Origin of the sequence: Moorena producens 3L, from assembly GCF_000211815.1 — a bacterium.
Taxonomy (GTDB): Bacteria; Cyanobacteriota; Cyanobacteriia; order Cyanobacteriales; family Coleofasciculaceae; genus Moorena; species Moorena producens.
In genome coordinates this window covers 86,096-94,025 of sequence record NZ_GL890970.1, presented here as the reverse complement: position 1 = coordinate 94,025, position 7,930 = coordinate 86,096, and the positions used below count along the sequence as shown (strand labels likewise).

7 protein-coding genes and 1 pseudogene are annotated in these 7,930 nt (G+C 42.9%); 1 reads left to right on the top strand and 7 read right to left on the bottom strand.

The genetic code is table 11. The features are described from left to right. The first annotated feature begins 548 nt into the window (after window positions 1–548). Window positions 549–1,974, top strand: a pseudogene (locus LYNGBM3L_RS29075) (IS4 family transposase). A gap of 756 nt (window positions 1,975–2,730) precedes the next feature. Here LYNGBM3L_RS29075 and LYNGBM3L_RS29070 read toward each other — a convergent pair. The 7 genes from LYNGBM3L_RS29070 to iscB form a co-directional block, all read right to left on the bottom strand. After that, window positions 2,731–3,696, bottom strand: coding sequence for an AAA family ATPase (locus LYNGBM3L_RS29070; RefSeq protein WP_008189868.1), 966 nt, complete (start codon window positions 3,694–3,696; stop codon window positions 2,731–2,733). 3 nt (window positions 3,697–3,699) lie between these two features. After that, window positions 3,700–4,716, bottom strand: coding sequence for a hypothetical protein (locus tag LYNGBM3L_RS29065; protein ID WP_008189861.1), 1,017 nt, complete (start codon window positions 4,714–4,716; stop codon window positions 3,700–3,702). A gap of 20 nt (window positions 4,717–4,736) precedes the next feature. Further along, window positions 4,737–5,594, bottom strand: a complete 858-nt coding sequence (locus LYNGBM3L_RS29060; RefSeq protein ID WP_008189859.1) for a trypsin-like peptidase domain-containing protein — start codon at window positions 5,592–5,594, stop codon at window positions 4,737–4,739. A 16-nt stretch (window positions 5,595–5,610) separates the two neighbouring features. After that, window positions 5,611–5,952: a CU044_2847 family protein gene (locus LYNGBM3L_RS29055; RefSeq protein ID WP_008189856.1), complete on the bottom strand. Its 342-nt coding sequence runs from the start codon at window positions 5,950–5,952 to the stop codon at window positions 5,611–5,613. Between the two features lie 13 nt (window positions 5,953–5,965). Next, a complete protein-coding gene (locus LYNGBM3L_RS29050) occupies window positions 5,966–6,220 on the bottom strand; it encodes a hypothetical protein (RefSeq protein WP_131826967.1) in 255 nt (84 codons plus the stop codon). Between the two features lie 56 nt (window positions 6,221–6,276). After that, window positions 6,277–6,753, bottom strand: a complete 477-nt coding sequence (locus LYNGBM3L_RS29045; RefSeq protein ID WP_008189852.1) for a DUF4112 domain-containing protein — start codon at window positions 6,751–6,753, stop codon at window positions 6,277–6,279. A gap of 93 nt (window positions 6,754–6,846) precedes the next feature. Continuing rightward, window positions 6,847–7,930: RNA-guided endonuclease IscB (gene iscB, locus LYNGBM3L_RS29040; protein WP_044495279.1), on the bottom strand; the 1,084-nt coding region annotated here is incomplete at its 5' end.

The window sequence follows — 7,930 nt, the reverse complement described above, 5'->3', positions numbered from 1 at the left end:
CTTTAAAAATTTAGCGATCGCAGTCTTCACTAAATCGGATTTAGGCATTGCCATGGTCTGTGGTTTCTGTTTCTGTTGATAGTGAACTTTGACAATTTTCTCTAACTCTTCCGGTTGATTAGGGAAACGCACATAGTGATATAAACAGCGGCGTAAGAAGGGAGAGGGGAGACTACCTTTTTCTTTGTTACTGGTAATAATTATAATTGGTAGTTGCTCTTGATTCGCCTCTATCGTTTCTCCGTAGGGGGGATCCCCCTAAATCCCCCTTAACAAGCTATGCATTAGTCACATCTTTCTTAACAATCCAGAGAGCTGATGGGACGTGAGGCAAGGTGGAATTACTTCATATTACTTAATCCATATCCGTGTTGAGTTTTTGTTCTTCCATTCAACCTCCATTGGGTACTTCATAATGTAATACAGAAGAATTATGCATTTGGGGTAGCTTGGCGTACGCAAAAACGTGCTGACGAACTCAGGGATGATCCAATGGAAGTGAGTAAACTGACAGAGCCACGAAAAATTCTCAACTCGGAGGGACTTAAATGAAAGCTTGGGCAGTAGAAGAGCTGCAAGATGCTGAATTAGGGGATGTACGTCGCAAAAAACGGTTGATGCGGATTGTCAGCGATTTGGCAGCCCAACCAAATGCCAGTGTGCCGCAAGCTTCGGGAAACTTAGCTGCGACCCAGGCTGCCTATGAGTTTTGGAAATCACCTTACATTAAACCGGAAGCGATCGCATCAGCTCACCAACGCCGTACATTAGAACGAGTAAAACTTGAGTCTATTGTCATTGCCATTCAAGACACAACAGAACTGAATTTCACTCATCATCCAGCGAAGAGGGGTATGGGTTACTTGGACAATGCTAAGGCAAGAGGCTTAAAAATTCACTCAGTATTTTGTAGTACAAGTAATGGTGTGCCTCTAGGTGTATTACATCAACAAGTCTGGGCTAGGGATATCGCGCTCGTTGGGAAAGAAGCATCAACGACACAAAAAACCCATCTCTGAAAAAGAGAGCCAGCGTTGGAAAACGACCTTGGATGCTACCCAGAGTCTGATTGCTCCAGAAATTACCGTTGTCACAGTGGCTGATCGCGAAGCTGACATCTATGAGTTGTTCATGCTGCCGCGCCGCCCTTCCTCGGAGTTTCTGATTCGTGCGATGCACAACCGTACAGTCAAACCTACCTCTGAAGACCAACAACTCCAACGTCTTGACCAAGCAATTGGAACAGTAATGCCTTGTGGTCAGCTGACCTTAGAACTCAGACGAAATCCAGAACGCCTTGCCCGTCAAGCTACCCTGACCCTACGTACTACAACCATTGAGTTACAACCACCAGCTACTCATCCCGAACGGGAGCGCCTCCAACCAATCCGCCTACAGGTAATAAAAGCAGAAGAAGAAAACCCACCACCCGGTGTGGTACCAGTTCGTTGGTTACTCTTGACTACCTTAGAGGTTACTTGCTTTGAGGATGTGGTGCAATGTTTGCGTTGGTACTCTTATCGTTGGTTGATTGAACGCTATCATTATGTCCTCAAGAGCGGTTGTCGCCTCGAACAACTGCAACTGGAAACTGCCGACCGCATCCACCGAGCTTTAGCCACTTACACCATTGTGGCTTGGCGCTTGTTGTGGATGACTTACTTGGCTCGTTACCACCCTGATACTCCTGGGGATACGGTACTAGAAACCCATGAGTGGCAAGCGCTTTACTGCACTATTCATCAAACACCCTCCCCACCTGAGGTCCCCCCTAATTTGAGGACTTGTGTGCGTTGGATAGCCCAGTTGGGTGGATTTTTGGCGCGCAATAGAGATGGTGAACCAGGGGTGAAAACCCTTTGGCAGGGTCTGCGACGACTGCATGATATCGCACAGACTTGGCTTCTACTTTCCCCGAAAACCACTTCTGGTGTCAAGTCCCATTATGTTAAGAAAAATGTGACTAATGCATAGCTTAACAAGGGGGACTTTCACTCTTTTTCAAGGGGGACTTTCACTCCACGTTCCCCCTTTTACGAAGGGGGGTCTTACGGGGGATACGTTNAGGNATGACGTAACGTAGGTACCCGTAAGGTACGTTCCGTACGTACGGGTTAACGTTACGGGTAACCGTTCCGTAACCCGTACGTTTACCGACGTTACGTACCGTACGTTACGGTTACCGTTAACCGTTTAACCGTAAACCGGTTACCGTTACCGTACCGTTACGTACGTTCCAACGTTACGTCGTACTTCGGCGTTCGTACCGTACGTTACGTACCGTAGTTCCGAAGTTACGTACGGTCGACTCCGTAGACGTATACTGACTNCGCATTCGATCGNTCCTGACNCTCGAGACTTCCGGATTTACGCTACGTTTACGAACTTGACTCAGCTGCTACNTACGNTACCGTACGTACGTTCGAACGTTCCCTAAAAGGACCCTTGGAAACCTTGGTACCCTACGTACCGTAGTCGACTCGACTAGTACGCTACGTCTTAGACGTATCGTACAGTCGAACTCGTACTACGTACGTACGTACGTACGTACGTACGTACGTACGTACGTACGTACGTACGTACGTACGTACGTACGTACGTACGTACGTACGTACGTACGTACGTACGTACGTACGTACGTACGTACGTACGTACGTACGTACGTACGTACGTACGTCGTACGTCGTCGTGGNGNGNTCTGATCTGTAGCCTCATTAAAGGAAATTGGTATCATGAACCTGCATAATTAGGATTTTGCCAATCTTGCCGCAATTTAAATACTAAATCTCGATAGGGAATTGTATTGTCTTGCTGCAGTTCACTCACAGGATAAGGTTCCGATTTAAAGTGATGTAAGGCAGCCAGCCAATCCAGAAACTCACTGGTTCCCGGAGGTTTAAACAGACTTTTATCCTCTCGTATCTTTAAAAATTTAGCGATCGCAGTCTTCACTAAATCGGATTTAGGCATTGCCATGGTCTGTGGTTTCTGTTTCTGTTGATAGTGAACTTTGACAATTTTCTCTAACTCTTCCGGTTGATTAGGGAAACGCACATAGTGATATAAACAGCGGCGTAAGAAGGGAGAGGGGAGACTACCTTTTTCTTTGTTACTGGTAATAATTATAATTGGTAGTTGCTCTTGATTCGCCTCTATCGTTTCTCCGGTTTCCCGAATCAAAAATTTCCAAGGTTTATCCAATATCGACAGTAAATCATTGGGAAAATCCACATCAGCCTTGTCAATTTCATCAATAAGCAACACTGCGGGATAGTCGTGGGATTGAAAGGCTTTTCCCAGGGGACCTAGTTCACGGTAATCGTTTGGTTGTTTAGGATTTCTTGGTTGTCCAGTTTTCGGATTAATAGACGGGGTTAAGTTTTGGGTTTGGACATCATGCAACCGCAAAATCGCATCGTATTCATATAATCCCTCTTGGACTTTGGTGGTTGAGCGAATATCCCAGCGATAAAAGGGCAACCCTAATTCATAAGCAACTGCCACTGCTAATCGGGTTTTACCACATCCCGATTCTCCTTCAATTAACAGGGGTCTTTGCAGAAAAATTGCCAAATTCACAGCTTCAATTAATTCGCTGTCGGCAATATAGGGTTCTAATTCTGTGGGAGAATCTGGATGACATGTTTTAGGTCGATGTTTTGGATTGCTATGGAAGATGTATTTAGGAGGATTCATAGGCTATTCCTTGACTAATTTAGATAAATATTGTTCTAACTTTGAGCAAACTGTACTAGGAATACCGCGATTAGATAATTTATAAATTTTCTTGGCTATTTCTTTGCTTTTTAATTTACGTAATCCATAGACTTGTTGCAACCAATCATCAATATCACTTTCTTGCCATTTACTCAAAGACAATTTGATTATTTTTAAACTATCAAAATCGTTGTAACTACAACAATAACTAAGCTTTTGATAAGATTTAGTAAGAGTTGAACTTAGAGAACAAAACAATAAAAAATTTACCCAACAATAATCTTTAGAAATTTCTTCGTGATGTTTTTGCTTCAAAAGATTCCAAAAAGAATCAATAAACCAAGATAAAAGTCTATCATCATTTTCTGTAATAGAATCCCAGTTGCTAAAATCCAAAAAAACAACACTTCCTCCCTGTACACTGTCACCGATCTTTTTAATAATGTTCTGGATGTATTGTTGGTCATTGGGATGAGCTTCAATTGGCTTAAAATAATCCGCGATCGCATTTAGCAAACTTCGCTCATCAGAAATATCAGGTCTTAACAAGGGATCTATGGGACAATACTTAAGTTTACCATAACTTTTACGACTAAGATTGTATTTAATTTCTGCAACACATAAATCTCCTCGCATTGAGGAGGTATCTTGCAGTAAAAATAAAGCCAAACCTCCTTGTTTACCCAAACAATTTTCAATAATAAAATTGACTATTTTTTTTTGTTTATGGAAGTTAATCTTAGATAAGTTTTGAGCAATAGTAGGTTTTGGATTGGGACTAACGGAGGAATCGCTCTTAGTTTTTAATAAATTGAGTTCATTCTCGACTTTGTCAAGCTTCTTAAAGTATTCTTCAGATTGCCTTTGTAAATCACTATACTTAGCTAAATCTGACATAGAGTAACTCATTTGGTTACTGATTTCTTCAATATGTTCATTAATTAATCGTTTTTGTTCTTCTAGAAAGGCTTGTCTACGAATTTGAGTATCCCTTGTCATCTTTCGATTCACATCATCATCTAAAAACCAGAAAGTTCTCGTTTAATTTTTTCGATCTTATCGAAATAAATATTCGCTCGTTTTTCCAAATCTAGATAATTAGCTAAATTGGACTCAAAACCCATTTGCTTGCTCACCTCTTCGACTCTTTCCTCCCACTCTCTCTTTTGTTTTTCAAGAAACCTTATCCTAAATGGTGACAAACGTGGCTTAACTCGCTTTTCTATTTCCTTAGTTCGGATAACAATTGACTCCAACTGTGACCAAGCTTTGACTAAAATTTGTGCAGGAATCATAAAGGCGACTTTTGCCGTTTGTCGCTTGGTATCTGCAGCAACTACCATCCCCACCACTCCCTGCAATTTTTCATCCCAAACCGGAGAACCACTAAATCCTGGTTCAATCCTGTATCCAGTTACCTTAGGATCTTCCAGTTGAATCCATTGTTTAGCATTTTGCTCCGACAATACCCCAGTTGCCCAACCCCCATTAGGAACTCCTGCCGGACAACCAAATACTTGAAATGGATTATTTGCAAGATTTTCTGATAACAGCAGGCGAGTCGCGTTAGCAGAAGCAGGAAGGTGATCAAGTTTCAAAACTGCAATATCTTCTATGGCTTCCTCAGAATCTTCTAAAGGAGATTCAGGATGCCAGCAAACCACCCTGGCCGAAAATTTAGTCCCATTAAGTAAAGGAAAATCAACGTTTATTTCTCCTTCAGGTGAGCTCTGTGTCCTGCTATCAATTAACAATGCCTCTGCCACGACATGAGCACAGGTTAACGCATAGTGTTCGGATACCAGAAAGCCAATACCAACTACTTGGTCTTGATAAAAGATCCTAATAATTGAACTCTTATGGACATTAAAATCCATTTATTTAATTCATCCTCTACTTGCTCTGATTCTTATTATTACTCCATTTTAAAGTAATTTCATAGCTCACTTCGCCACCCACAGAGGCAAAGACGGCTCCCGCATCTGCCGTCAATTTCAAACCAAATTTTACCTCCACTTCATCGGCGGGTTGGTTGAGGTCGCGCAATTTAGTGATCACCGCAGAAGCCACCGGTTTGATTTGATCTAGAGCTTCTTCAAAGGTCTGCCTTGCCTTGAGGACTTGTTTTCCCGATCCCAGGGAGACTCGCTCAATACCACTTTCTGGTTTTTCCACTTCTACCAGAAATGTAGTTCCATCCGCTAGGGAAAATTGCGCTAATTTTTTTTCTTCCATCCTTTGTGTCTTTTTACTCCCATTCAGCAACCCCAGACAGGGTAAATTTTATTGTAGCTGTTTGAGCCGTGGCTGGAACTGGCATCTTGGTGGAACTGGCATCTTGCCAGTGTGATTTCCCACCCTGTGGAACTGGCATCTTGCCAGTGTGATTTCCCACCCTGTGGAACTGGCATCTTGCCAGTTTCGATTTAATCATCAAGGGTAGAACTGGCATCTTGCCAGTTTCATTTCCCACCCTGTAGAACTGGCATCTTGCCAGTTTCATGTCCCACCCTGTGGAACTGGCATCTTGCCAGTTTCATTAATGCCAGACATTGTTAATCAGCTAGTAATTGTTGTGATCACCCAGGCTACGATCGCAAGACTAATTCCAACCGCAACTACCAACACTACAGCCAACCCTGCCAACAGTAAGATAAGAAACAACCAATCGGATTTTTGTGGTGGTGATGATGATACATTTAATTCTTTCTCTAACAGCTCAACATTTTTGACATTTGCCTTCCAGGCCGCATCCACCAGATCCCCTAACACCGGTACAGACCCAGTAACTGTCTCAAGAAGGATATTCAGCACCATCTCCACCAAGGTAGATCTAGACACTCCCAGTCGTGCTGCTTCTACGACAATGTATGATGAAATGATAGTTCCCACAAAATCACCACCCCCTGGTAACAGACCAATGATGGGATCTAAACCAATCCGATAACCTGTTCCTGGGATAGGAATAGCATTGTCCAGTAGGTAGCTTACCCGACGTACACGCCTTAAGGTAGATGTTTTGCGATCATTCCTCATCTTTCCGCCTCCCTGGAGACCCCCGCTATACCTGAAAGGTTAGCAAAAGGACGTGGCATATAAACACCTGGGGAAACCCCAGGTGACAGGCACTCAGGAAAGGGAGGACAGGGTATTAATTTGATATGAATATCCATCCTTTTTGTGAATTGGTGTACAGTACTTGTAACTGATTCCTTGAATCAATCCGTTGGCAGTCGAAATGTTAAACGAGCCAGTTTTACGAGTGGCGACACGTCCAACATAAGTTCCGATCTTTTTGCCTTTAGTAACAATTGCTTTGACAATATCTCCGGTCTGGAAACCTTTGTGGATCTTAGTTCTTGAACAATAACGCTTCGGAAACCCAAATTTATCTGTTCGACAGATTTGGCGAGTTCCATGACCTTTGGCCATAATTAATAAAAATTGGCAATTTTCGACATAAATGGCTTCAACCTTCCCCACACAAGCGGCATCAAGCCAATGTGTTTTAACTAGGTTAAACCGACGTCGATTATATTTAGTCTGGCCTCCCGAACCCGTTTCTACTGGCAATCCAGTAGACTTGAGTTCTTTGTACAGCTTCCAGCGAGTCGAATTGACCGCAGCGGTATCAGCTAATGATCGTTTAGATTGAGACAGGACTCGCTTCAATACATCAGGCTTCCTTGATAAGAATTGTTTGATATCCTGGTTTCCTTTGGCTTGGTTACAATCGTGACAAGCTATTGCCAGGTTACTAACCCTATCGGAACCACCATTAGATCTTGGTTTAATATGTTCGACTTCTAGCCTGGTATCTGTTGCACCACAGTAGGCGCATTTACGGTTCCATTTTTCAAGCAAGTACTCTCGAATTTCGTAGCCGTACAAAGTGCCTTGTTGATACTCAGTACCGGAGATTTCTGGGTTTTCCATTTTTTGAGTGTCGAACCGTACCAATTCTTGAGAAATACCCGTCATGGGACAAAACCGAATTAGCTTTTTAACCCAAGTCAGGATATTATGAACTCTAGACATTAAACTGGGTGCTAGCCACTCCAAAGGACGTTTCCGATTAAGAAAACGAGGTTTTCTATAGCGAGTTTTGCGGTTACGGCGAGAACGTCTTAATTGCCGTCTTGAGGTTAAAGCGTCTCGAATTTTAAATCCACGATGCATTATTTCAGCACCCCAGATAACAGTGTTGTCTTGT